The following is a 22469-nucleotide window of genomic DNA, read 5'->3' on the forward strand; positions in this document are numbered from 1 at the left end:
TCCCAGGTCAGGGCAGGGAAAGGGCCGCAGCGGGCGCCGTCCGCCGAACGCCGGAGACGTCGCATGACCGCCACGGGCCGCCGAGGCGGCCCTTCCGAAGGCGACCGCACCGACGACCTTCCGCTCCGGCGCTCCGCGCCGGGTTCCGCGCCGGGGCCGTCGCTCGTGCTCTACGCGGCGAGCACCATCGGCGGGCTGGCCCTCCTGGCGGCGGTGCTCGCCGGCACGGGGATGCTGGCGGGCCCGGTCTGCCTGGCCGTGGTGGCGGGCACCCTGGTGCTCGTCAACCGGCGCCTCTGCGAGCTGGCGGACGCCGCCCGCGCTCGCACGCCGGCCGTTCCCGACCATGGCGCATCGATCGGGCCTGCTCACGACGGCCGGGTGGGCGAGCTGGAATCCGGCTCCGAGCGCCCCAAGGCGTTCTGGCAGTCCCTCAGCGACGACGAGCGCGGCCTCCTGCTGGCCCTGGGGCGGCGCCGCACGTTCCGCGAGGGTTCCGCCCTCTTCCGCAAGCACGACCAGGCCGACCAGGTGTTCGTCCTGCTCAGCGGATGGACCAAGATCTGCGTGTCCGAGGGCGGGACGGAGCGGGTGCTGGCCCACCGCGGCCCCGGACAGCTGATCGGGGAGCGCGCGGCGCTGCGGACCGCCGTCCGCTCCGCCAGCGCCATGGCACTGGACGACGTCGTCGCGCTGGTGATGAGCACGGCGGACTTCGCGAGCTTCATCGCGGAGCACCCCCACGTGCTCGCCATCGTCGAGGACCAGATCTACGACCGGCTCATCGAGCCTTCCGAGGGCGGCGCGGCAGGCGGGGAGGCCGCGCCCCGCCCGGCGTGCGCAGGACCCTCCGCGAGCCCGAGACAGGTGGAACGCCCCCGCTTCGAAGGGCAGTACTGCACCGTCCTGCTGTTCGACGTGGCGGGCTTCGCCGCCTCTATCCGTACCGACGAGGACCGCTACTTCGTGCGCCAGAGCCTGTTCGACGTGGTGCAGGGCGCGTTCGTGCTCGCGGGACTGGGCGACCTTGACCGGTGCCACTGGGAGGACAGGGGCGACGGCCTTCTGATCATCGTGCCGCCGACCGTGCCCGCGAGGACGGTCCTGGAGTCCCTGCCGCCCCGGCTGGAGGTCGCGCTCCAGCAGCACAACCGGCGTTCGGCGGACCCGGTCCGCATGAAGCTGCGGTTCGCGATGACCGTCGGCCCGGTGGCGTCCGACCCGGTCGGGGTGTCCGGAGAGGCGATCATCGAGGCGGCTCGGATCCTGGAGATCGACGCCTTCAAGCGGGCGCTGGCGGCGAGCACCGCCTGCCTCGGCGTCATCGCGTCGGCCTCGGTCTACAGGGGCCTTATCCGCCACTACGTCGAAGCGTTGCGCGCCCACGAGTACAAGGAGATCCGCAGCCGGGTCAAGGAGTCCAAGGTCACCGCCTGGATGCGCCTCACCGGCCACCTGTCGCCACCCGATTCCCCCTGATGCCGGCACGCCCGCAGAGACGGCCCGAGAACGGAGGCAGCACTGGCGCTGCCTCCGCCGAGCCCCTCCGGCCCCCGGCCGCCGTCTGGGGTTTTGTGGAATTTGACGCGGTGTGATGCGTGGCTGCGGCGATAGCGTGATCTCCCGGATCGGGAAGGCGGGATCGCGTGGGCGTCGCACGTGCCAAGAACTGGGTGCCGAACAGGCCGGTGCAGGACTCCAGGCTGGCGTGGGAGGCGGCGGTCCCCGAGCTGCGCCGCCGGGCGAACCCGTGGTGGGCGGTGCCGCTGAGGGTTCTCGGCGCGGTGGTCCCCATGGGGCCGACGCACAAGCACACTCCCGGCGGTTCAGTCGGTTATGCCAGGGAGATCGGCCAGGAGGCGTCCGGCGGGAGGCTCAAGGAGTTCGCGGTTCCGGTCGATGTCGTGGCCGAACGTCTGAGCCCGGACGAGCGCAGGCTCCTGCGGGCCGAAGGGGCGCTGCCCGACTGGTTCTTCGACGCCGTCGAAGAAGAGCGCCGCGCCCGAAAGAGACGGTGAGGATCAGCGTGTAAAGGGGGCGGCTCTGCCGGGAGTACTGGGTGAAGGTCACCTACTCATCGAAGGCAGGGGCGGATGGATGATCCCCGAAAACGCTTCGCCGATCTGTACGACGAGAACTACCGGCGGGTGCTGGCGTACGCGCTGACCCGCACCGAGCCGCATACGGCCGAGGACGTCGCCAGCGAGACGTTCCTCATCGCCTGGCGGCGCCTGGCCGACATACGCGAGCCGGCGCTTCCGTGGCTGCTGGGCGTGGCCCGCAACCTGCTGCACAAGCAGCGGACGGGCGGATACCGGCGCCATGCGCTGGCCGACCGGGTCGCCGCCATGACCACCGATGCCGATCTCATCGCGTGGGACGTGGCCGAGCACGTCACCGAACGCGACAGCGCCGTCGCCGCCCTGGCCGCGATGACCGAGAAGGACCTCGAGGTGCTCACCCTCGTCACCTGGCACGGCCTGACGCCGCGCGAGGCCGCCAAGGTCGTCGGCTGCTCGACGGCGGCGTTCCAGGTCCGCCTGCACCGGGCCCGGCGCCGGCTCGTGAAGGCCCTCGACGACGCTCCCGCGCGGCGTACCCGTCCCTCCGTCACCGGCAGCGCCGAGCGGGTGACCCGATGAGCTCCGGAGCAGACATGAAGCGGAACCCCGACAGCACCCTCCAGGCACTGAGGCCCCAAGCCCTCGACGAACTCGCCGCCGAGTCGTACGCGCGCCGCCGCGAGGAGGACATCGCCCGCGTCCTGGCCGCCACGTCCGAGGAGCCCGCGCCCCGGACCGAACGGCGCCGGATGCCTCGGCTCCTGACCGCTGGACTGGCGGCCGGCGCGGTGGCCGCCGCGGCGGTCGGCGTCATCGTCGCCACCGACGACTCCAGCGGCCCTCGCACGCCCGTACCGGTCGCGTCGCAGCGGCTGGACGCGCGCACGGTACTCCTGGCCAGTGCCGAGGGCGCGGCCAAGGCCCCCGCGACGACCGGGAAGTACTGGTACCTCCGGGAACGCGATACCCGACTCGTCGGCCCCAGGAGGGGGTCCCCCAGCAGCGAGGCGGTGGCGAAGAAGCGAGGGAAGAAGTTCCCGCCGGTGAACGCCTACGTGACAACGACGCAGGAGACGTGGAGTGGCCGTGATCGCCGCGACCGCACGATCGTCGGCATCGACCGGCAGATCACCTTCCCGAACGCGGCCGAGGAGGCCAAGTGGAAGGCGCTCGGCTCACCGGAGCTGGAGCCGTGGTCGGCCAAGCGGCACGTCAACGACTACGACTTCTCGGACCTCAAGCTCACCAAGACCCAGCGGAACCAGACGGTCTCCGCACTGGCCAAGCTGCCCTCCGAGCCCAAGGCCCTCGAGAAGGCGCTGCGAGGGTGGTACCGGGACGACAACCAGGTGTCCGTCGAGCACGACGGCGTGCCGATGTCGGAAGACTTCGCCCAGTACGTCTTCGGCACCGCCCAGGATCTGCTGGTCGGCCCGATCACGCCCGCCACGAAGAGCGCCCTCTTCCGGATGCTCGCCAAGCAGCCGGGCATCACCTACCTCGGGACGGGCACCGACCGGCTCGGCCGCAAGGGCGCGGTCCTCGCCATGAAAGGCGGGGTCGAGATCCGCCTGATCATCGACCCGCAGACCGGACAGCTCCTCGAACAGGACTCGGGCGACCGGAAGTCCCCCATGCTCGTCATGACCTACCAGTCGATGGGCTGGGTGAACCACCTCGACGACCGCCCCTGAACCCCCTGATCCCGCCCGGGCCCACAGCGAGTGGTCCCGGGCTCGCGGGGGCATGCCCGGATGGGGCCGGGGCGAGGCGGGCGTGGAAATCATCGGGGTGCGGGCTGGGCCGGGGATCGGTATCACTGCGATGAGCAGGTGTTTCTGGTTCGGGAAGGAGCGGTACGCCAGTCCCATGAAGGATGATCCAGTGGTCACCGACCCGGAGCTGTACCGGGTCCTGTGGGAGAACGACCGGGTGCGGGTGCTGGAATACCGGGACGCGCCGGGCGATGCGACGCACCCGCACTCCCATCCCGACAGCGTCATGGTGACCCTGTCCTCGTTCCAGCGGGTGATCTCGGCCGGAGGCCGGGAGGCCCGGGTGGAGTTGGAGGCAGGCCAGGCCCGCTGGCTGGACGCGCAGGAGCACCAGGGCCGCAATGTCGGCAGCACTCCCACCCATTCCGTGTTCATCGAACTCAAGGAACCCCGCCCCGGCGCCCCGCGCCCGGATGCCGCGTTGGGACCGTCCGCCCCCTGAACCCCGCCCGGCACCACCTGGCCAAGGCGTTAGGCATCACCAGGTGGACGGGAACATGCGGTGTTTGAGGAGCGCGTCCACTTGGTCGGCGGCGTGTTCGGTGTCGCCGCAGGGGGAGAGGTAGCCGTGCCTGCCGCGTCCGGCCTCGAAGTAGGCCCAGTTCCGGCCGGGCGTGGCACGGACGCGCACCGTCAGGCGGACGTGGTCGTCCGGACTGAACGCGAGGATCCACAGCAGCGGCGACCGGGAGTGGAAGTCGTCCGCCCGGTAGTGCTTGATGCAGCGGTATCCCTTGGCCTCGATCGCGGCGGCGAGCAGTTCCAGGTGGAGGATGGCCGTCGCGCGCCCCAGCCGGGTCCGCCACCCCAGCAGGTGCCCTCCGACCTGGACGATCAGCGAGCGCAGCGGGCCCATGTGATCTTCCCTTCCTCGTTGAGCGGCCGGACGCCCCAGTCGTGGACGAGTTGCTCGATCAGCATCAGCCCGCGCCCGCCCTCGGCCTCGTCGGATGCGCACTGGATGACGGGGAGGGCACTGCTCTCGTCCCACACCTCGATGACGGTGAGCGGCTCGCGCACGTCCGGGAAGACGCGCACGACGATGTGCCCGGCCCCGACGTGCTTGTAGGCGTTGGTAACCAACTCCGTAACCACAAGCCGCCCGACGAAGTCGTCGGGATGGCTGAGCTCGGCGAACCGTTCGGTCAGATAGCGGCGCGCTAGCCCTGGTGCCTGCTTGTTCGGCACCAGGACGAGCGCCGGGGCCTCCGGCGCAAGAGCGACAGCTGACATCGGTATGACCCTTCGTCGTCTCCGGTCCTTCGTATCTCTCAGTAAGCACCCCGGAGACACAGGGTTATGGTTAACCTCAAGAAAGCAGAAACAACTCGATGTTGATCTGCTGATGCCGGTGAATGCTGGTGTCACCCGGTTAAGGAGCGGTGCTCATGGCCTCCCCTCGACGACGTGCGATGACGTCGCCGGCACTGGCGGCATTCGGGCGGCAGTTCAGGCGCTACCGGGAGCGTGCGGGGTTGAGCCAGGCTCGCGTGGGACATCGCACCGGCAAGACCGCGTCCTTCGTCTCCCAGAGGTCGAAAGCGGGAAGAAGCGGTGCAGACGCGACTTCGTCGAGATAATGGACCCCGAACTCAGGGCGGGCGGCGTCCTCCTCAACCTCTATGACGACCTGAACGGCGACGGAGGGCTGGGCTTTCCGACGTGGTTCGACTGGCCCGAGGTGGAGGGCGAGGCAGACGTGCTGACCTGGTGGGAGCACTCGGTCATTCCAGGGCTTCTGCAAAAGGAAAGCTACGCCCGTGCCTTCCTGACCGCCGATGAGGCCGTGGCCGCGCGCATGGCACGCTAAGAGATTCTCACACGCGAGGTCCCCGATCCTGTATCCCTTATTGCGTACATCAGCGAGCGAGCGCTTACGAACCTCATCGGCTCGAAAGAGGTCATGCGAGAGCAGCTCGAACATCTGACGGTGATGGGCGAGATGCCGAACGTGACGGTCCAGGTGGTTGTGAACGATGACGGTGTTCCGGTCGCGACCGGCGGAGCCTTCATCGTCGCGACCATGAAGGACCGGAGTGAGGTGGCGTACCTTGAGACGACGGTGCGCGGCATCACGACCGATGATGAGAGCGATCTCGCGGGGTTGGCTCGCACGCTGAGAACCTTGGGGAGTAAGGCTCTGCCGGCGAACATGTCGCGGGAGCTGATACGAAAGGTGATGGAAGAGAAATGGACCTGATCGACGTCACGTGGCGCAAGGCGACGAAGAGCGGCGAAAACGGCGGCGCGTGTGTCGAGGTCGCTTCAGTCTCGGATGTCCTGGCCATCCGTGACAGCAAGGACCCCGCTGGTCCCAAGCTCATCATCGGTCGCGCCGACTTCCGGCACTTCGCCAGGGTGCTCAAGGGCCTTTAGCTTCCCTGTCTGACCCCAAGGCGGATCGGCGTCCTTGAAGGGTGCCGCACTCGGCTAAAGGTGGCTGGCTGCCCCGTAGTTCCTTATGCACAGCTAGAGCATGTGGATCGAGTGTGGGTGGATGGGGCTTCGCAAGGTTGTCAGTTCCCTTGCGGGTCGGTTAGCGGGGGGTCAGGGTTATGGGGAATTCGGTTACGCCTCTTACGAAGGCGTTGCGGAGGATTCGGGGGCCCTCGTCGTCGGCCCATTCGGCGGTGGCCACGCGGGCTATGAACTCTTCGAAGAAGATCTGGAGTTCCAGGCGGGCCAGGGAGGCGCCCAGGCAGAAGTGGGGGCCCAGGCCGAAGGCAATGTGGTCGCCGGGGCGGCGGGTCACGTCGAAGACGTCCGGGTCCTCGAAGACGGCTTCGTCGCGGTTGGCGCTGCCGTACATCAGGAGGACCTGGCCGCCTGCCGGGATCTTCACGCCGGCGATCTCGGCGTCGGTCGCGGCGACGCGGCACATGTTGAGGATGGGGGTCGTCCAGCGGACGAACTCCTCCACGGCGTCCGGGATGAGGGACGGGTCGTCGCGCAGCTTGCGCCATTCGGCGGGGTTGCGGATGAGAGCGTCCAGGGCGGTGGCGATGACGGTCCGGGTCGTCTCGGCGCCGCCGACCAGCAGGAGCAGTGCCTCGTGCGCGAGGTGCTCGTCGTCGTAGGCAGGCTGGTCCGGGCCCGCGTTCGACCAGACGGACAGCAGGTCGTCGGTCGGGCAGGCGCGGCGGTCCTTGGCCATCTCCAGCACCGCGACGGCGTACTCGCCGGCGGCGATCGTCGCGTCGTCGGTGACGTAGCGCAGGCCGCCGCCCGCGTAGACCGCCGCCGCCGACCAGTGGACGAGCCGCGGCCAGGCGTCCTCCGGGAAGCCGAGCAGCCAGCCGATGACGCGGGCGGGCAGCGGAGCCGCCAGCGCCGGGACGGCGTCCACGGTGCCCGCCTCCAGGGCCGTCGTGATGCAGTCGACGGCGGTCGCGCGGATGCGGTCGGCGTAGCGGGAGACGCCGCGCGGGGTGAAGCGCTGGTAGACCATGCGGCGCCGGTGGGCGTGCTCGGGGTCGTCCTGTCCGATCATCGACGGGTCGGCCGGGAGCTGCGGGCGGTAGCCGCCGGAGTTCGTCCACACCTTGGGGTTCCGCTCGATCGCGAACACGTCGGCGTGGCGCGCGACGCCCCAGAGGCCGTTCTCCTCGTCGTGGTAGACGGGCGCCTCCGCGCGCAGCCGCGCGTAGACGGACCAGGGGTCGGTGGCGTACATCTCGCCGTCGAGCAGGTCGATGTCCACGGGCTCGCTCCTCTGGGCGGGGAGAGACGTGCGTCGAGACCACCATCTCACCAAGCAAGCGGTAGGTCTATCGTCAACGGGAGGGCGCCGCCGGTAAAGGGGGCGTACGTCCGGGATGCACGCGTTCGGGGCCGATGTACGGAAGAATGGGGGACGGTCACGGCGAGGCGGGCCATGCGGAGAGGCAGGGCGAATTGAGCGGCGATGCGCGGTTCACCGTCACGCGGACGCTGAGCAAGGATCAGCAGGCGCGGCGCGAGCGGCTGATCGACTCCGCCCGCGAACTCGCGCTGGAGGGCGGCTACCCGGCCGTCACCATGCACGACGTGGCCGACCGCGCCGGTGTCGCCCGCGCGACCGTCTACCGGTACTTCGCCACCAAGGACCACCTGCTCACCGAGGTGGCGGCGACCTGGGCGCACCGCGTCACCGACGACATCGACGCGCTCGCCGTCGGCGACACCCCGCAGGAGCGGCTCACCGCGCTGCTGGAGCGCATCGTGTACGTCGCGGCGGCGGAGCCCACCCTCACGTCGGCGATCATCCAGGCGGTGACCTCGGACGACTCCAGCGTCGACGACGCCCGCACCGTGCTGTTCCTGTTCCTGCGCGACCGGCTCTCGACGGCGATCGGCGACCCGGTGCCCGAGCGGGACGACGTCGAGATCGTCCTCGGGCACATCCTGCTCGCCGCGCTGATCAGCCTCGCCTCGCTGCGCCAGCCGGCCGACGAGGTCGCCTCGATGGTCCGCACCGCCGGCCGCCTTGTCCTCGCCGGCGCCTTCGCCGCCCCCACTCCGACCTGATCTGGTCCACTCGCCGCGACGCTGATTGGACCTGGGACGTAGACCATCCCGGTCATAGCGTGCGCATGTGACGAATCCGCTGCTGTTCCTGCTGGCCGCCCTGACGCTCGTCGCCATCCCGGGCCCGAACCACCTCTACATCACCACGCGCAGCGTCGGTGAGGGCCGTCGCGCCGGGATCGCGTCCGCGTTGGGCGTCGAGACCGGCACGCTCGTCCACATCGGCGCGGCGGCGGCCGGGTTGTCCGCCGTCGTCGCCGCGTCCGCGACCGCGTTCGGTCTCCTGCGCTACGCGGGTGCCGCATACCTGGTCTACCTCGCATACCGGACGCTGCGCACCCGCCATGAGGCCGGTGAACCCTTCCTCCGGCCGCGGCCGCTTCACCGCGTCTACCTGGACGGCGTGCTCGTCAACGTCCTCAACCCGAAGGTCGTGCTGTTCTTCCTCGCGTTCCTGCCCCAGTTCGTCGACCAGGAGGCGGGCGCGGTGCCGCTGCAGATCGCGGTGATGGGGGCCGCGACCGCGCTGATCGGGCTGGCCAGCGACATCGTCTACGCGGTCGCCGCAGGCTCGATCGGTGCGTGGCTGCGGGCCCGCCCCGCGTTCCGGCGGCGGCAGCGGTACGCGACCGGGCTGATCTACCTCGCGCTCGGCGCCGCGGCCGTGTTCGCCGCCCCCAGCCCCCGCCGTGCGTGAAGTCCGTCGCGATGCGCATGCCCGCTCGGCGCTCCTTCGGGGGTTTGTCAGTTCGCTTATAAGTGACGCTGCGCAATGCGTAGCGCGTCTTGCAGCCCGCCCGGACGGTCCTCTGTAGCTTCCGGTGCGGGAGGTGAGAACGTGACGACGAGCCTTGGAGAGCGCTCACCGCTGAAGCCCCTGGCCGGCGTCCCCCGCGAGCTGTCCGCCATGTTCCGGCCTCACCTGGACGCGCTCGCCGAGGAGATGATCGAGGAGATCCTCGCCGGGATCCCCGAGTACTCCCGGCCGCAGGACGAGGAGTACGCGCGGCTCGTCCGGCTCGCCGTCGAGGGGGCGCTGCGCCAGTTCGTCGACCTCATCATGGACCCGGGCAGCTCCTGGGAGCCGGTCGCCGCCGTCTACCGGGAGATCGGCTGGGCGGAGGCGCGCGAGGGCCGCAGCCTGGACGTCCTGCAGACCTCGATGCGGCTCGGCGCCCGGGTCGCCTGGCGCCGGTTCGCCGCCGAGTCGGAGCGGTACGACATCTCCCCGCGCACTCTCGCCGGCATCGCCGAGGCGATCTTCGCGTTCCTGGACGAGATCGCCCGCGCCGCCACCGAGGGCTACACCAAGGCCCGCGCGCAGGAGGCAGGCGAGCTGGAGCACCGCCGCCGCCGGCTGCTCGACCTGCTGCTGGCCGAGCCGCCCGCCGCCCCGCAGGCCGTCGCCGACCTGGCCCGCCTCGCCCAGTGGCGCGTCCCGCGCACGGTCGCCGCCGTCGTCCTCTACGAGCGGGAGCGGCGGCCGTTCTCGCCGCCGTCGCTGCCGCCCGAGGTGCTCGCCGACGTCAACCGCCGCGAACCCTGCCTGCTCGTCCCCGACCCCGAGGGCCCGGGACGCGGCCGGATGCTGGAGTCGGCGCTGCGCGACTGGGTCGCCGCGCTCGGCCCCACCGTCCGCACCGAGGACGCGGCCAGGTCCCTGCGCTGGGCCCGGGAGGCGCTGCCGCTCGCGCGCCGCGGCATCCTGCCGTCCGACCGGCTGATCCGCTGCGCCGAGCACATGCCGGCGCTCGTCGTCTTCAAGGACGAGGAACTGGTGCGTGCCGTCGCCGAGCAGCGGCTGGCGCCGCTGAAGAGCGTCCGGCCCCGGCACCGCGAGCGGCTCATGCGGACGCTGCTGTCCTGCCTGCAGAACGGGTTCAACGCCACCGAGGTCGCGCACCGGCTGCACGTCCACCCGCAGACCGTCCGGTACCGGCTCCACCAGCTGGAGGAGCTGTTCGGCGAGCGGATGTACGAGCCGGAGCTGCGGCTGGAGCTGGAGATGGTGCTGACCGTCTGGCTCACCGCGCCCCCGGCGGTTCAATCAAGCGATTGACCGAGCGCGGTCCGAGCGCCTAGCTTTGGCCGCATGAGCAGCAGCGACAACGGGCGAGAGCGGATCATCGAGTCCGCGACCCGGCTGTTCGCCGCACTGGGCTACGACGGGACGTCCACCCGCATGATCGCCGAGGCGGCGGGGCTGAACGTCGCCACCGTGGCCTACCACGTCGGCGGCAAGCGCGACCTGTACCTCATCGTCATGGAACGTGCCCACCGCGCCGAGCGGCAGGTCCTGGAGAAGGCCATCGCCGAGATGACCCCGGACGAGGAGGGCCTCCTCACCCTCGTCGACCGGTACGTCGTGCTCTGCCTGGAGCAGCCCGAGATCCCCGCCCTGTGGATGCACCGGTGGCTGTCGGACGCCGCCGACGTCGCGCATCTGGACGACGACTACGTCCGGCCGCTGATGCAGATGACCAGCGACGCCGTCCGCGGAATCGTGGGCGACGAGGTCGATCTCGACTACCTCGTCTGGACGGTCGTCTGGTGCACGCACGGGTTCGGCGCGGGCGGCATCCTCGACCAGCAGGGGAAACGCCGGAACCTGGACGACCCGCAGGCGGTCGCCCGGTTCCGCGCCCACATGCGCCGGACGGTCGCCGCCGCGATCCGGATGCGCTCCGGCGGCGCCGGATGACCACCGCGCCGCTCCAAACGAATACCGCACTGCCCCGCCGGCGCCTCTTGGGCTACGGCGTCGGCTCGATCGGCACCGGTGTCTTCTCCTCGGTCCCCGGGTTGCTCCTCCTCTACTACCTCACCGACGTCCTCGGCGTGACGGCCGCGATCGCCGGGGCCGTCCTGGTCGTGCCCAAGGCGTGGGACGTGCTGCTCAACCCGGTCGTCGGCGCCGCCAGCGACCGCGAGGCCGTCCGGACCGGGCGCCGCACCCGCCTGCTGCTGCTGGGCGCGGTGACGCTGCCGCTGCTGTTCGCCGGGATGTTCGCCGTCCCGGTCGACTCCCCGGGGTTCGCCGCCGGCTGGGCCGGGGTCATGTTCCTGCTGGCCGCGAGCGCGTTCGCGTGTTTCCAGGTGCCGTATGTGGCGCTGCCCGCGGAGATCTCGGGCGAGCCGTCCGAGCGCGGCCGCGCGATGGCGTGGCGGGTCGTCTGCCTGACGGTCGGCATCCTGGTCGCCGGCGGGCTCGCGCCCGTCCTGACCGGCGCCGCCGGCGGCGGGCGCGCGGGATACGCCCTGATGGGTGCCGTGATCGGGCTCATCATGGGCGCGGCGATGGTGGCCAGCACGCTGGCGACCCGCTGGATCCCCTCCCGCCCGGGACCGCACCCGCTCGGGCTGGTCGCCGCGCTGCGCACCGCCCGCGGCAACCGGCCGTTCTTCCTGCTGCTCGGCGCGCACGTCGGGAACACCCTCGCCGTCGCGATCATGCTGGCGGGCGCGCCCTACGTCGCGACCTACCGGCTGGACGACTACGGGCTCACCTCGGCGATGTTCGTCTGCATGGTGGCGCCGAGCGCGTTCGCCGTCCCGCTGTGGCGGTGGCTGGCGCGCAGGTACGGGGAGGTCGGCTGCTACGCCGCGGCGCTGGTGGTGTTCGCCGCGGCCGCCGCGGCGGCCTACCCGCTCATCACCTCCACCGCCGGCGTCCTCGCCCTCAGCGCCGTGGTCGGCGTCTGCTACGCCGCCGTCCAGTTGCTGCCGCTGTCGCTGATGCCCGAGACCGTCCACGCCGACGCCGGACGGACCGGGCACGCGCAGTCCGGCGCCTTCACCGGGCTGTGGACGGCGGCGGAGACGGGCGCGCTCGCCCTCGGCCCCGGTGTCTTCGCGCTGATCCTGGCCGCCTCGTCGTTCCAGTCCTCCGACCTGGACACCCCCGTCGTCCAGCCGGACTCGGCCCTCAGCGGGCTGACCGCCGGGTTCACGCTCGTCCCGGCCGTGCTCCTGCTGCTCAGCGTCCCCCTCCTGCTGGCCTACCGTCGGCGGGCCGCCGCCCACCTCCCGATCGAGGAAACACCGGAACATGCCGTCTGACCCCCTTCCCGAAGCCGGCCGCCCCGCCGCCGAGCTGCTCGCCGAACTCGCCCGGCTGCGGGACGCCGACCTGCCCGTGCGCGGCGGCCAGGTCACCGCCTACGTCTACGACACGGGGCGGGAGGCGGTGCACGACCTCGCCGCCACCGCCTACCAGGAGATGCTGGAGGTCAACTGCCTGGATCCGACCGCCTTCCCCAGCATCGTCGCGCTCGAACGGCGGATCGTCGGGGCGGTCGCCGGCAAGCTCGGCGGCGGGTCGGGCATCTTCACCAGCGGCGGCACCGAGTCGATCATGCTGGCGGTGAAGGCGGCGCGGGACGCCCGCCCGGTGGACGGCACGCCCCAGATCGTCCTGCCGACGACGGCGCACCCCGCGTTCCACAAGGCCGCGCACTACCTCGGCCTGGAGGTCGTGCACGTTCCCGTGGACGACGCGTTCCGCGCCGACCCGGCCGCGACCGCCGCCGCGCTCACGCCCCGGACGGTGCTCGTCGTCGCCTCCGCGCCGTCCTACCCGCAGGGCGTCATGGACCCGGTCCCGGAGATCGCCGCCATCGCCGCCTCCGCCGGGGTTCCGTGCCACGTGGACGCCTGCGTCGGCGGCTGGGTGCTGCCCTGGCTGCGCGACGCCGGACGGGACGTCCCGCCGTTCGACCTGTCCGTGCCGGGCGTCACGTCCCTTTCCTGCGACCTGCACAAGTACGGCTACTCGCCCAAGGGGGCCTCGGTCGTGCTGTTCGCGGACGAGTCGCTCCGCCGGCACGCCTATTTCGCGTCCGCCGAATGGCCCGGCTACACCGTCATCAACGCGGGCGTGCAGAGCAGCAAGAGCGCGGGGCCGCTGGGCGCGGCGTGGGCGACCCTCATGGCGGTCGGCGCGCGCGGCTACCGGGAACTCGCCGAGTCCGCGATGAGCGCGGCCGAGCGGCTCGCCGCGGGCATCGCGGACATCCCGGGCCTCCGGGTGCTCGGCGAGCCCGCCGCCCCGCTCGTCGCCGTCGCCTCGTCCGACCCGGAGCTGGACGTGTTCGTCGTCGCCGACGAGGCCCGCGCCCGCGGCTGGTTCTTCCAGCCGCAGCTGTCCTACCAGGGCATCCCGCCGAACCTGCACTTCACGCTGACCGGCGTCAGCGACTTCGACGCGCTCCTGGCCGCGCTGGCCGACGCGGTGAAGGCCGCCCGCGCCGCCGGGCCGCCGGACGTCCCGTCCGACCTGGTGGACGCGCTCGCCGGCCTCGACCTCGACAGCCTGGACGACGCCGGGTTCGCGGGGCTGCTCGCGTCGGTCGGCGTGGACCTCGCCGGCGGCGCGGAACCGGAGATGGCCATGGTCAACGCGATCCTGGACGCCCTGCCGCCCGCCACCCGCGAGGCCCTGCTGATCCGCTTCCTGTCGGCCCTGTACGCCTGACGCGGGGCCGGCCCGACGCCGAAGCCCCCGCGTTGCCTTGCGGCGTGCCGCCCAGTCAGCGCTTGGACAGGGGCGGCACGCCGCGCGTCGACGTCGCTAGCCGAGGCGCGTCAGCCGCTTGACGAGGGACGGAGGTCGTCCCGTGCCGACCTTCACCGGCACCCGGGCGCTGCCCGCGTCCACGACACCGGCCTTGGTGCCGCGCTCGGGCTCGGCGGGCGGGTCGCCGTCGAACCGGACGGGCACGGTGAGGCCGGGCCAGCCGACGACGTTCAGCGGCGACGCGGCGGTCAGCGCCTTCCGGCCGCCGAGCCCGTCGTCGAGCCAGCCGACCGTCTGCCCGGGGCGCGCCAGCGGCGCCGCGACCATGGCCTGCTCGGCGGCGACGAGGATGCCCTCCGCCGTGTTGACGGCGTCCGCCGCGCTGGGGGAGCGCTGCCCCATCACCGCGCCGACGATCAGGGTCTGCGTGCCGCCGACGTCCCGGCGCGCGGCGAACACGTAGTTCCCGCCCGCCGCGTCGGTGTAGCCGGTCTTGCCGCCGACCACGCCGTTGCGCCCGAGGAGGAAGTTGCCGCCCTGCCGGGGGGAGCCGCCGCCGTCCGGCACGTACATCCGGTTGTTCACGATCTCGGTGAAGGCCGGGATCCTCATCGCCGCCCGCAGCAGCTTCACCTGGTCGGCGGCCGTGCTGACGGTGCCGGAGTGGTAGCCGCTCGGGTCGGTGTAGCGCGTGGAGGCCATGCCGAGCCGCTGCGCCGCGGCGTTCATCTTCGCCACGAACGCCTGCTCGTTGCCGGAGTCCCAGCGCGCCAGCTCGTGCGCCACGTCGTTCGCCGAGATGATGAGCAGGGCCTCCAGCGCCTTGCGCTGCGTCAAACGCTGGTTCGCCGTGACTTCGAGGAGCGACTCGCCGCGCCTTTTGCGCGCCGGGATCTGCGCCGCCGCCTGCGGTGACACGGTCAGCACCGGCCCCGCCTCGCCGGGCTTCAGCGGATGGTCGTTCAGGTACACGTAGGCCGTCATCACCTTGGCGACGCTCGCCGTGGGCGTCGGCACCGCGCCGCCCGACGAGCCCATCGTCCCGACCCCGTCCACGTAGAGCACCGCCTGGCCCACCCCGGGCCACGGCAGCGTCGGGGCCTGCCCGGGGAAGGTGTGGCTGGACGCGATGGTCAGCCGCACCGTCGGGTCGGGCGGCGGCCGCAGCAGCTGCCCCGCCACGACCCCGGCCACGAGGACCAGCATGGCCGCGACGACGACGAGCCAGCGCCGCTTGCCCTTGCGCTTCTCCGGCGCGACGGGCGCGGCCGGTTGGGCGGGTGGTGCCTCCCCGTCCCAGGGCACGCTCCATTGCCCGGACGTCCGCGCCGTCGGGGCCGGAAGCGAAGCCTCCCAGGGGCCGCCCTGCGACAGGTCCGGCAACCGCTCGACCCGCGTGGGTCCGGCAGGGGAGTGCGCTTGAGGACGGACGTCGCCGGGCGCTTCCTGCTGCGTCCCCGGCCCGGCCGCGCCCCGGGGCCGTTCGGTGTCGGGCGGGGCGGGGTGTCGTTGCGGCGCGGGCAGCGCCCGGTTGCCTCGCATCTCGTGGACGTCACCGGGACGCTCCTGGCGCTGCGGTGGAGCGGAACGGGCCGCACCCTGGCCCCGCTCGCTCTCCCGAGGCACCACATGCCGCGACGGGGCGGCCGGCGCCGCGCTCCCGTGCGCTCCGCCGGGACGTTCCTGGTGCGGCGCGGGCGCGCCCTGAGGGCGCTCGTCGTCAGGGGGCGCGTGTCGGCCCCAGTCGCCCCGTGTTTCATGGACGTCACCCGGACGTTCCTGCCACTGCGGCTGCGCAGGAGTAGGGCGTGGCGCCCCGCCCTGGGGCCGCTCGTTCTCCCGAGGCGCCGCCTGACGGGATGCGGCGGGTGGCGCGACATTCCCACGCGCTTCGCGGGCGTCACCGGGCCGTTCCTGGCGTTGCGGCTGGGCCGGGCTGTGGCGTGAGGGCGCGCCTTGGGGGTGCTCGGTCTCCTGCGGTGCTGCTTGTTGTGACCGGGCAGGCGGCGCCGCGCTCCCGCGCGCCTCGCGAGGTGTTTCCTGGCGTGCGGCGGACGCGGGCGTGCTCTGCGGGCCGCGCTCGCTGTCAGCGGGCGCCGGCCGGGCCCGCTCGCCGCGTGGTTCTTGGCCGTCGCCCGGACGTTCCTGCGGTTGCCGCTGAGCCGGAGTGGCGCGGTGAGCTGCGCCTTGGGGCCGTTCGGTCTCCTGAGGTGCCGCGTGTTGTGGTGGGGCGGGTGGTGCTGTGTTACCGCGGGCGTCGCTTGGGCGTTCCTGGCGTTGCGCGGGAGCGGGGCGGGGTGCGCCCTGTGCCCGCTCGCTCTCCTGAGGTGCCGCCTGTTGCGGTGGGGCGGGTGGTGCTGCGTTCTCGTGCGCTTCGCTGGGGCGTTCCTGGCGTGCGGCGAGTGCGGGTGTGTTCTGCGGGCCGCGTTCGCTGTCGGGGGGCGCCGGGCGGGCTCGCTTGCCGCGTGGTTTTTGGGCGTCGCCCGGGTCTTCCTGGGGGGCTTCGCCCTGGGGGCGTTCGGGGGCGGGGTGTGCCGCGTGCCGGCCGCTGGTTCGGGGTGTCACGGCCGGTGGTGGGGCGGCGCTGGGCGCCGGGGGCCCGGCATGGCCAGGGGCCGAGGCGCCGCGCCCTTCGCGCTCCTGCGCGGCGGGGGCCGCGCGGTCCTCTTGGGGCGCGGTGGTCTGGGTCGGGTCGTCGGCGGGGGGCTCTTCGGCCGGGGCCTCGTCCGCCGGGGACGCGGCCTCTTCCTCCTGGGCCGCCTCTTCCTCCTGGGCGGGCTCCTCGTCGCGGACGGACTGGGACGTGGGGCGCCAAGGCTTGGTCTCCGGAGGCGGAGGCGCGGCAGGGGACGGCGTGTCCCGTTCGGGCTCCTCCGCCTCGGGAGGCGTGAACTGGACGTACCAGGTCGGGCCCGCCGAGGGCTTCTCGCCCGACTCTTCCGCCGCCTCCTCGTCGCCGGACGCGTCGGCCGACTCGTCGCCGGCCTCGTCCTGCGGTTTCACCGGACGGCGGACGGCGATGTCCGGACGGGTCATGTTGACCTTCGCCGGTACGCGGAACTCGGCGGTTCTGTTGCGCGCCGCTTCCTCGTCAAGTTCGGCGTCGTCGCCCACGTGCAGACCCCCTCTGCTCGTACCCCGACAGGCGGCGGAGCGGTCCTGCCGACAACCCCGTGCATATGAGGATGCGCATTTTATCGGGAAGGTTCGCCGGAATCCGTATCCGCGGGGCCGTGTCTCAGGTCCAGCGTGAACCCGGAAGGCGGGTTGCGGAGATACACCGCTGACAACGTCCCCGCACGGGAAGGCCCGGTGCGCATGCCATGGTGGCCGCGATGACCGTTCCCCCCACGGCTCGGGAGTGCGACGCGGCTCTCATCGAGAGTTCGCTCGCCGATCCCGAGGCGTTCGCCGCGCTGTTCGACCGCTATTCGGCGATGCTCTACCGGTACGTCTCCCGCAGGCTCGGTCCGGAGCCCGCGGAGGACGTCGTCGGAGAGACGTTCCTGGTCGCGTTCAGCAAGCGGCACCGCTACGACCTGGCGCAGCAGGACGCGCGGCCGTGGCTGTTCGGCATCGCGACGAAGCTGGTCGCGCGGCACCACCGTGCGGAGGCCGCGCGCTACCGGGCGCTGCGGCGCAGCCCCGTGGACGGCCCGGTGGAGGGGCCCGACGACCGCGTCGCGGCGGGGGTGACCGCGTCGGCGACGCGTCCCGCGCTGGCGGCGGCGCTGTCCGGCCTGGCGCGCCGCGACCTGGACGTCCTGCTGCTGGTGGCCTGGGGCGACCTGTCCTACGAGGAGGCGGCGCGGGCGCTCGGCATCCCGGTCGGCACGGTCCGCTCCCGCCTCAACCGGGCGCGGCGCAAGGTGCGCGCGGCGCTCGGCGACACCGACCCGACGCGCGAGGAGGCGTGACCGTGGACGACCTGGAACTGCTCCGCGACCTCGGCCGCGACCTGGAGCACGAGCCGCCGCCGTCCCTCGTCCGGCAGCGGAACCGGCTGCTGGACGGGGCGAGGCGCAGGCGCCGCGGTCCGGGGCGGTGGACGCTGCTCGGCGTGGTCGCGGCGGTGACGGCCGCGGCGATCCTCGTTCCGGTGGGGCTGCTGCACGGGCGCGGCGCGCGGCCCGCGACGCCGAACCCGACCCCGCCCGCGGCGGCCAAGGCGTTGAACGTGCTGGTCATCGGGCTGGACGCGCGCGGTGGCGGCCCGCCGCGCTCGGACACCCTGATGCTCGTGCACGTCCCCGCCGACCGGAAGAAGCCGCAGGTGGTGAGCATCCCGCGGGACGTCCTCGTGCGGATCGGCTGCCGCGGGATCCGTGCGCAGCAGGGAACCGTCAACACCGCGTTCCCGCTCGGCGGCACCGCCTGCACGTGGAAGACGGTGGAGGGGCTGACCGCCGTCCCGATCGACCGGGCCGTGGTGATCGACTTCGAGGGGTTCAAGAGGATGGTGGACGCGCTCGGCGGGATCGAGATCACATTGCCCAAGGCGGTAAACGACCAGATGTCCGGGCTGCGCCTGCCCCCGGGCAGGCACCTGGTGAACGGGACGCAGGCGCTCGCCTACGTCCGGGCCAGACACGGCCTGGGCGACGGCTCCGACCTGGACCGCATCAAACGCCAGCAGTGGTTCCTCGCCTCGGTGGCGCGGAAGGCCAGGGAGATGATGTCGCGGGACCCGCTGAGGTTCGCGCGCTTCCTCGCCGTCGCGGCCGGTTCGGTCGAGGGCACGCCGAAGCTGGACGCCGGGACGCTGCGCTCCCTCGCGCGGGGGTTCGACAAGGGCGACGGGGCCGCCTTCCGCACGATCCCGGTCCGTCCCGCGCCTTCCGACCCGAACCGGCTCGTGGTGGACGAGCCGGCCGCGCGGCGGGTGCTCGCACCGTTCCGGACGCGATGAGTGATAGCGCCTTCGGAGGGTAGGGGCCGCATCGATCCCGGCTACGACCCACGAGCAAGGAGTGTGTGAGCGATGGCCACGAAAGTCCGCGACATCATGACCGGCTCGCCCACGTCGGTGTCGCCGGAACTCGACATCGTGACCGTGGCGCGTGCGATGCGCGACGAGGACATCGGTGCGGTCCTGGTGGCGGAGGGCGACGACCTGAAGGGCGTCGTCACCGACCGCGACCTGGTGGTGCGCGGGCTCGCCGCGGGCGGCGACCCCGCCAAGGCGAGGATCGGCGAGATCGCCAGCAAGGTGACCGCGACCGTGGGGCCCGACGACTCCCTCGACAGGGCCGCGCAGATCATGCGGGAGCGGTCCGTGCGGCGGCTCCCGGTCATGGAGGACGGCCGTCCGGTGGGCATCGTGTCCATCGGGGACCTGGCGATCGAGAAGGACGCCGCGTCGGCGCTCGCCGACATCAGCGCGGCGCGTTCCAACACGTGAACTGCCCGGCCTAGGGCAGCACGGACAGGAGCCGTTCCAGCTCCTCGTCGGTGTTGTAGTAGTGCACGGAGGCCCGCACGGCCGCTGGACGGACGTGCGGGTCGTATCCGTGTGAGGCCGGGTTGGTGACGTTGACATTGACGCCGACCTCTCTCGCCGCCGCCTTGACGGCCGCCGGGTCGCGGCCCTCCACCGTGAACGTGACGATGCCGGACGGGCGGGCGCCCTTGTCCAGGACGGTGACACCGGGCCGCGCGGCCAGCTCCTCCCTGAGCCGGGCGGCGAGGCCGAGGACGCGGGCCTCGATCTCCGCCATCCCCAGGTCGGCCGCGTAGTCGGCGGCGACGCCCAGCCCGATCTGCCCGGCCACGTGCCGTTCCCACGTCTCGAACCGCTGCGCGTCGTCGCGCATCACGAACCCGTCCGGCGCCTTCCAGTCGGCGGCCTGGAGGTCGAGGAACGGCGGGACGAGCGTCTGCAGGATTCCGTGCCGGACGTACAGGAAGCCCGTGCCGCGCGGGCCGCGCAGGTACTTGCGCCCTGTGGCCGACAGGATGTCGCAGCCGATCTCGTCGACGTCCATGGCGAGCTGCCCCACCGACTGGCACGCGTCCAGGAGGTACAGGACGCCGTGCTCGCGGCACAGCCGCCCCACTTCGGCGGCCGGGTTGACGAGCCCGTTTTGCGTGGGGATGTGGTTCAACGACACCAGCCGGACGTCGCCCTTGGCCAGTTCGGCTTCCAGCGCGTCCAGGGAAAGGGTGCCGTCGGGCTCGTCCGGGACGACCTCCACATGCGCGCCCTTGGCCGCAGCCACCTGCTGGTAGGCGATGGCGTTGCTGGAGTACTCGCTCGTCGTCGTCAGGATGCGGTCGCCGTCCGCGAAGGGGATCGCGTAGAACGCCATGTCCCACGCACGGGTGGCGTTCTCCACGAAGGCGATCTCGGCAGGACGGGCCCCCAGGAGCCTGGCGACGGCGTCGTAGAAGTGCGCGATCGGCGCCTCGTTGCGCTCGGCCGCCTCGTATCCGCCGATCAGCGACTCCAGTTCGAAGTGCCCGGCGACGGCGTCGATGACGGGACGCGGCGGCAGGGCGGCCCCGGCGTTGTTGAGGTGAGCCACCTTCGCGCAGCCGGGGGTGTCGGACCGGAGCTCGTCGATGTCCACAGGCCGCCTTCCTCTCGCGGAATGTCGTACCCCCGCGGGACCCTGGGATCCGGCGGCGGCTTGACCTCAACCTTTCTTGAGGTCGCATGCTCGCTGTTCCAGGCTAACGATCACAGGGGGCTCCATGGACATGGAAGTCACGGCGTGGATGTCGCTGCACCACGCCATGAACGCACGGGACAGCAGGCCGTTCTCCAAGGCGACGCTGGGGCGCATCGGCCGCTTCGCCCGCCCGCACCGGGGGCTGCTCACGGCATTCCTCCTGCTCAGCGTGGTGATGGCGGTCATCGCGGTGGCGACACCGGTGCTCGCCGGGTGGGTCGTCAACGCGATCGTCGACCATGAGGCGACGTCCACCGTCGTGTGGCTCGCCGTTCTGATCGCCGTACTGGCGCTCGCCGAGGGCTCCCTCGGCCTCCTCAACCGCTGGCTGTCCGCGCGCATCGGCGAGGGGCTGATCCTCGACCTGCGCACGGCCGTGTTCGACCACGTCCAGCGCATGCCGGTCGCCTTCTTCACCCGGACCCGCACCGGCGCCCTGGTCAGCCGCCTCAACAACGACGTGATCGGGGCCCAGCGCGCGTTCAGCGACACCCTTTCCGGAGTGGTCAGCAACCTTGTGACCGTCCTGCTCACCTTCGCCGTGATGGTGCGCATCTCCTGGCAGATCACCCTGCTCGCGCTGGTCCTGCTGCCCGTCTTCGTCCTCCCGGCCCGCCGGATGGGCAGCCGCCTGGCGAAGCTCGAACGCGAGGCCGCGGCGCACGACGCCGCGATGAGCACGCAGATGACCGAGCGCTTCTCCGCCCCCGGAGCGACGCTGGTGAAGCTGTTCGGGCGCCCCGCCCGCGAGTCGGCCGAGTTCGCCGCCCGGGCCCGCCGCGTCCGCGACATCGGCGTCCGCACCGCGATGGTGCAGCACGTCTTCATCACGGCGCTCACGATGGTCTCCGCGCTCGCCCTCGCGCTCGTCTACGGCGTCGGCGGGTTCCTGTCCCTGCGCGGCCACCTCGACGCCGGCGCGGTCGTCGCCCTGGCCCTGCTGCTCACCCGCCTGTACGCGCCGCTGACCGCCCTGGCCAGCGCCCGCGTCGAGGTGATGAGCGCGCTCGTGAGCTTCGAGCGGGTCTTCGAGGTGCTCGACCTGAAGCCGCTCGTCAGCGAGAAGCCCGAGCCGCGCGACGTGCCCGAGGGCCCGGTGGCGGTCGAGTTCGACAACGTCACGTTCGCCTACCCGTCCGCCGACAAGGTCTCCCTCGCCTCCCTCGAAGAGGTCGCCACCCTCGACACCCGCGGCGGCGTGGACGTCCTGCACGACGTCTCGTTCCGCGCCGAGCCCGGCCAGATGGTCGCGCTGGTCGGCTCGTCCGGCGCGGGCAAGTCGACGATCGCGCAGCTGCTGCCGCGCCTCTACGACGTCGACTCCGGCGCCGTCCGGCTCGGCGGCGTCGACGTCCGCGACCTGTCGTTCCAGGCCATCCGCGACACGCTCGGCATGGTGACGCAGGACGGCCACCTGTTCCACGAGTCGATCCGCGAGAACCTCCTGCTCGCCCGCCCCGAGGCGACCGACGAGGAGCTGTGGGACGTCCTGCGCCGCGCCCGCCTCGACACCCTCATCGAGGGCCTGCCCGACGGCCTCGACACCATCGTCGGCGAGCGGGGCTACCGGCTGTCCGGCGGCGAGCGCCAGCGCCTCACCATCGCCCGGCTCCTGCTCGCCCGGCAGCGCGTCGTGATCCTGGACGAGGCCACCGCGCACCTCGACTCCACGTCCGAGGCCGCCGTCCAGGAGGCCCTGACCGAGGCCCTCGACGGCCGCACCGCCGTGGTCATCGCCCACCGCCTGTCCACGGTCCGCGCCGCCGACCTGATCCTCGTCGTGGAGAGCGGCCGCATCATCGAACGCGGCACCCACGAGGAGCTCCTCGCCGCGGGCGGCCGCTACGCCGACCTCTACCGCACCCAGTTCGCCGACGAGCCGCCCCTCGAACCCGTCGCCTGACCGAGCGCCTGGAAGTGCTCACCGGCCTGCGACGGG

At 72.3% G+C, this 22469-nt stretch carries 23 protein-coding genes and 1 pseudogene; 19 read left to right on the forward strand and 5 right to left on the reverse strand.

Annotation, left to right across the window (positions count from 1 at the left end; genetic code table 11):
• Positions 1–63: 63 nt before the first annotated feature.
• The 5 genes from AB0C21_RS20690 to AB0C21_RS20710 all read left to right on the forward strand — a co-directional run bounded on the left by AB0C21_RS20690 (position 64) and on the right by AB0C21_RS20710 (position 4280).
• Positions 64–1479: a Crp/Fnr family transcriptional regulator gene (locus AB0C21_RS20690; protein ID WP_500206088.1), complete on the forward strand. Its 1416-nt coding sequence runs from the start codon at positions 64–66 to the stop codon at positions 1477–1479.
• Between the two features lie 167 nt (positions 1480–1646).
• Positions 1647–2018, forward strand: coding sequence for a hypothetical protein (locus AB0C21_RS20695; RefSeq protein WP_500206089.1), 372 nt, complete (start codon positions 1647–1649; stop codon positions 2016–2018).
• A 75-nt stretch (positions 2019–2093) separates the two neighbouring features.
• Complete coding sequence (locus AB0C21_RS20700; RefSeq protein ID WP_235036777.1) at positions 2094–2642, forward strand: RNA polymerase sigma factor; 549 nt, start codon at positions 2094–2096, stop codon at positions 2640–2642.
• Positions 2643–2656: 14 nt separating this feature from the next.
• Positions 2657–3757 carry a CU044_5270 family protein gene (locus AB0C21_RS20705; protein WP_500206091.1) on the forward strand — a complete coding sequence of 367 codons (1101 nt, stop codon included), beginning with the start codon at positions 2657–2659 and terminating at the stop codon, positions 3755–3757.
• Positions 3758–3932: 175 nt separating this feature from the next.
• Positions 3933–4280, forward strand: a complete 348-nt coding sequence (locus AB0C21_RS20710; protein ID WP_500206093.1) for a cupin domain-containing protein — start codon at positions 3933–3935, stop codon at positions 4278–4280.
• Positions 4281–4316: 36 nt separating this feature from the next.
• Here AB0C21_RS20710 and AB0C21_RS20715 read toward each other — a convergent pair whose 3' ends face one another.
• Together AB0C21_RS20715 and AB0C21_RS20720 are read right to left on the reverse strand one after the other, a co-directional pair.
• Positions 4317–4694 (reverse strand): hypothetical protein, encoded by a 378-nt coding sequence (locus tag AB0C21_RS20715; RefSeq protein ID WP_500206094.1) that lies wholly within the window; start codon positions 4692–4694, stop codon positions 4317–4319.
• On the reverse strand, positions 4673–5071 hold the full coding sequence (locus tag AB0C21_RS20720; RefSeq protein ID WP_500206096.1) for an ATP-binding protein: 399 nt from the start codon (positions 5069–5071) through the stop codon (positions 4673–4675). Before AB0C21_RS20720 ends, AB0C21_RS20715 begins: the two co-directional genes overlap by 22 nt.
• A 179-nt stretch (positions 5072–5250) precedes the next feature.
• Here AB0C21_RS20720 and AB0C21_RS20725 point away from each other — a divergent pair, with 179 nt between their 5' ends.
• The 3 genes and pseudogenes from AB0C21_RS20725 to AB0C21_RS20735 all read left to right on the forward strand — a co-directional run bounded on the left by AB0C21_RS20725 (position 5251) and on the right by AB0C21_RS20735 (position 6214).
• Positions 5251–5418, forward strand: a complete 168-nt coding sequence (locus tag AB0C21_RS20725) for a helix-turn-helix domain-containing protein (protein ID WP_500206190.1) — start codon at positions 5251–5253, stop codon at positions 5416–5418.
• A pseudogene (locus tag AB0C21_RS20730) lies at positions 5418–6038 on the forward strand (DUF5753 domain-containing protein). Before AB0C21_RS20725 ends, AB0C21_RS20730 begins: the two are co-directional and overlap by 1 nt.
• Entirely contained in the window at positions 6029–6214 is a 186-nt protein-coding gene (locus tag AB0C21_RS20735; protein ID WP_500206097.1) for a DUF397 domain-containing protein, read from the forward strand. Before AB0C21_RS20730 ends, AB0C21_RS20735 begins: the two are co-directional and overlap by 10 nt.
• 160 nt (positions 6215–6374) lie before the next feature.
• Here the strand turns inward: AB0C21_RS20735 and AB0C21_RS20740 are convergent, their stop codons facing one another.
• Positions 6375–7538: a cytochrome P450 gene (locus tag AB0C21_RS20740; protein ID WP_500206099.1), complete on the reverse strand. Its 1164-nt coding sequence runs from the start codon at positions 7536–7538 to the stop codon at positions 6375–6377.
• 194 nt (positions 7539–7732) lie between these two features.
• Here AB0C21_RS20740 and AB0C21_RS20745 point away from each other — a divergent pair, with 194 nt between their 5' ends.
• From AB0C21_RS20745 to AB0C21_RS20770, 6 genes are all read left to right on the forward strand, one after another.
• A complete protein-coding gene (locus tag AB0C21_RS20745) occupies positions 7733–8344 on the forward strand; it encodes a TetR/AcrR family transcriptional regulator (protein ID WP_149259313.1) in 612 nt (203 codons plus the stop codon).
• Positions 8345–8411: 67 nt separating this feature from the next.
• Entirely contained in the window at positions 8412–9041 is a 630-nt protein-coding gene (locus AB0C21_RS20750) for a LysE family translocator (protein ID WP_500206101.1), read from the forward strand.
• A 141-nt stretch (positions 9042–9182) separates the two neighbouring features.
• Positions 9183–10403, forward strand: a complete 1221-nt coding sequence (locus AB0C21_RS20755) for a PucR family transcriptional regulator (RefSeq protein WP_235036778.1) — start codon at positions 9183–9185, stop codon at positions 10401–10403.
• A 33-nt stretch (positions 10404–10436) separates the two neighbouring features.
• A complete protein-coding gene (locus AB0C21_RS20760) occupies positions 10437–11045 on the forward strand; it encodes a TetR/AcrR family transcriptional regulator (protein WP_500206103.1) in 609 nt (202 codons plus the stop codon).
• Positions 11042–12403, forward strand: a complete 1362-nt coding sequence (locus AB0C21_RS20765) for an MFS transporter (protein ID WP_500206105.1) — start codon at positions 11042–11044, stop codon at positions 12401–12403. The genes AB0C21_RS20760 and AB0C21_RS20765 overlap by 4 nt, the downstream gene beginning before the upstream one ends.
• Positions 12393–13817, forward strand: a complete 1425-nt coding sequence (locus AB0C21_RS20770) for a pyridoxal phosphate-dependent decarboxylase family protein (RefSeq protein WP_500206107.1) — start codon at positions 12393–12395, stop codon at positions 13815–13817. The genes AB0C21_RS20765 and AB0C21_RS20770 overlap by 11 nt, the downstream gene beginning before the upstream one ends.
• A 96-nt stretch (positions 13818–13913) precedes the next feature.
• Here the strand turns inward: AB0C21_RS20770 and AB0C21_RS20775 are convergent, their stop codons facing one another.
• Complete coding sequence (locus AB0C21_RS20775; protein WP_500206109.1) at positions 13914–15164, reverse strand: D-alanyl-D-alanine carboxypeptidase family protein; 1251 nt, start codon at positions 15162–15164, stop codon at positions 13914–13916.
• Between the two features lie 114 nt (positions 15165–15278).
• Here AB0C21_RS20775 and AB0C21_RS20780 point away from each other — a divergent pair, with 114 nt between their 5' ends.
• From AB0C21_RS20780 to AB0C21_RS20795, 4 genes are all read left to right on the forward strand, one after another.
• Positions 15279–15806: a hypothetical protein gene (locus AB0C21_RS20780; protein ID WP_500206110.1), complete on the forward strand. Its 528-nt coding sequence runs from the start codon at positions 15279–15281 to the stop codon at positions 15804–15806.
• Between the two features lie 1388 nt (positions 15807–17194).
• Positions 17195–17776, forward strand: coding sequence for an RNA polymerase sigma factor (locus tag AB0C21_RS20785; RefSeq protein ID WP_235036780.1), 582 nt, complete (start codon positions 17195–17197; stop codon positions 17774–17776).
• Positions 17773–18768: an LCP family protein gene (locus AB0C21_RS20790; protein ID WP_500206112.1), complete on the forward strand. Its 996-nt coding sequence runs from the start codon at positions 17773–17775 to the stop codon at positions 18766–18768. The genes AB0C21_RS20785 and AB0C21_RS20790 overlap by 4 nt, the downstream gene beginning before the upstream one ends.
• A 72-nt stretch (positions 18769–18840) precedes the next feature.
• Entirely contained in the window at positions 18841–19260 is a 420-nt protein-coding gene (locus tag AB0C21_RS20795; RefSeq protein ID WP_149259321.1) for a CBS domain-containing protein, read from the forward strand.
• Between the two features lie 10 nt (positions 19261–19270).
• On the opposite strand, the gene AB0C21_RS20800 is transcribed toward AB0C21_RS20795, so the two are convergent.
• Complete coding sequence (locus tag AB0C21_RS20800; RefSeq protein ID WP_500206114.1) at positions 19271–20428, reverse strand: aminotransferase class V-fold PLP-dependent enzyme; 1158 nt, start codon at positions 20426–20428, stop codon at positions 19271–19273.
• Positions 20429–20552: 124 nt separating this feature from the next.
• On the opposite strand from AB0C21_RS20800, the gene AB0C21_RS20805 reads away from it, so the two are divergent.
• Positions 20553–22433, forward strand: a complete 1881-nt coding sequence (locus tag AB0C21_RS20805) for an ABC transporter ATP-binding protein (RefSeq protein ID WP_149259323.1) — start codon at positions 20553–20555, stop codon at positions 22431–22433.
• The last annotated feature ends 36 nt before the right edge of the window (positions 22434–22469 follow it).

This window comes from Spirillospora sp. NPDC049024 (assembly GCF_040649235.1).
Taxonomy (GTDB): Bacteria; Actinomycetota; Actinomycetes; order Streptosporangiales; family Streptosporangiaceae; genus Spirillospora.